Source organism: Vibrio sp. 10N.261.45.E2 (assembly GCF_002875705.1).
GTDB lineage: Bacteria > Pseudomonadota > Gammaproteobacteria > Enterobacterales > Vibrionaceae > Vibrio.
Window position 1 is genome coordinate 1 of sequence record NZ_MCZZ01000070.1, and the last position, 1,720, is coordinate 1,720.

At 43.0% G+C, this 1,720-nt stretch carries 1 protein-coding gene and 3 tRNA genes; 3 read left to right on the plus strand and 1 reads right to left on the minus strand.

Annotated features, from left to right (window positions below; translation table 11 throughout):
• Positions 1–78: 78 nt before the first annotated feature.
• Positions 79–867: a lipase gene (locus tag BCT34_RS04055; RefSeq protein WP_076651885.1), complete on the minus strand. Its 789-nt coding sequence runs from the start codon at positions 865–867 to the stop codon at positions 79–81.
• Between the two features lie 350 nt (positions 868–1,217).
• On the opposite strand from BCT34_RS04055, the gene BCT34_RS04060 reads away from it, so the two are divergent.
• The 3 genes from BCT34_RS04060 to BCT34_RS04070 all read left to right on the plus strand — a co-directional run bounded on the left by BCT34_RS04060 (position 1,218) and on the right by BCT34_RS04070 (position 1,567).
• Positions 1,218–1,304: transfer RNA gene (locus BCT34_RS04060), tRNA-Leu, on the plus strand.
• 67 nt (positions 1,305–1,371) lie between these two features.
• Positions 1,372–1,445, plus strand: a tRNA-Cys gene (locus tag BCT34_RS04065).
• Positions 1,446–1,491: 46 nt separating this feature from the next.
• Positions 1,492–1,567, plus strand: a tRNA-Gly gene (locus BCT34_RS04070).
• Positions 1,568–1,720 lie beyond the last annotated feature (153 nt).

Here is a 1,720-nt window from a genome sequence, read left to right on the forward strand (position 1 = left end):
GCTTATCCGAACGGCATTAAGTCCTAGTGGCTGGTTTTTTCGTTTCTAGCCTCACTAAAAGCTTCCTGCGTATCTATTTCAATGCTTATCAAAGAAATCTTTGTTACGGATATACTTGCTCATCAAGTGGTATGAGAAAGGTCTTATCAACCAACTAAAGATAGAGCGACCAAGACGGATTAATGTAGGGGTGTTCTCGTAGATACGCCCGTTATAAAGCCAAAGCACTTTGCCTACATGCCAATAGAGCATAGGAACCGGTGGCATGAAGGTCACGATATCGATATCACAGCAGATTCGGTAGGTTTTCTTACTCAAGCGATAGTGCTTTCGAAAGCTCCAGTCACCAATGGCGGGTTGGCCAAAAGTCACTATTCGCTTAATACAGCCTGGATACTTTTGATCAAAGTAATCAGCGAAGACACAACCGATAGCACCACCGGAAGAGTGGCCAGTAATAGACACTCTTTTACCTTGCTCTATGAGTGGAGTGAGCGAGGCTTCCAAGCGTTCAATAACGGTTAAGCCAAGCTTATCTTCATTACGACTTGGCTGGCTTTCTTGAAACATCAGATGGTAGAAGCCGGCATGCACTCGGTAATTGAGTCCAATTTTCTTGCAGCTTCTTGTCCATAGAGCAAAGGTCAGTAGCCAATCTGAGATACTGTGTGATCCTTTGATAACCACCACCACTTCGTCTTTGTCGCTGCTCCATAACACTCGAATCATGGTTTTACCAAACTGGTTCTTAATGATGCGCTGTCCATTAGGATCGAAACCATAGCGAGTTTGCTTAAAAACTCTAGGGTAGGCGAGGTTACAGAGAACGGCATAGCGTTCATATTGGTATCGTTTTAATGGTTTCACATGTTTACTTCTTAATAAGAGTTACTTCAAACTCTAGTCGTTGAATGTGAAATGCACATGAAAACGCCATTTGCTTGGTTTTAAACAATAAAATCACTGCATTGAATCGGTATTTGAATCCAATGGTTGTCAGTGAATTGTCCGTTTAAATTAGAAATCCAAGTATAAGAACCGTACAAGCTGCACTAAATTTATTCTTTTGAGTTCGATAATTAATCACTTGAATTAAAAGATAAAATTTATTGTTGACGAATTTTTTCCTTCCGTTAAAGTACACCTCGTTCTCACGGTTTAGGCCGCTGAGAGATGGTGTTTTTACTTTTCAGTAATTGGCCTCGCAAGATTGCGTTGCCCTGGTGGTGGAATTGGTAGACACAAGGGATTTAAAATCCCTCGGCGTTCGCGCTGTGCCGGTTCAAGTCCGGCCCGGGGCACCATCTATCTTGCTTCTACTTTTTGAGTAGAGTGATGAACAAAGAGTTGTCCTCTTAAATCACTATTAAAGGCGCCTTGGCAGAGTGGCTATGCAGCGGATTGCAAATCCGTGGACCTCGGTTCGACTCCGGGAGGCGCCTCCATTCTTTCTCTTCGTTTGATAATTTAAGAGATAATAAGAATGAAAATGCGATACTAGCTCAGTCGGTAGAGCGCAACCTTGCCAAGGTTGAGGTCATCGGTTCGAACCCGATGTATCGCTCCAAATTTTGTAATGTTGATTCGTTTCGACGTTAAGATGGTGTTTTACTTTTTAGTAATCGGCATCGCAATAAAGAATTGCGTGCCCTGGTGGTGGAATTGGTAGACACAAGGGATTTAAAATCCCTCGGCGTTCGCGCTGTGCCGGTTCAAGTCC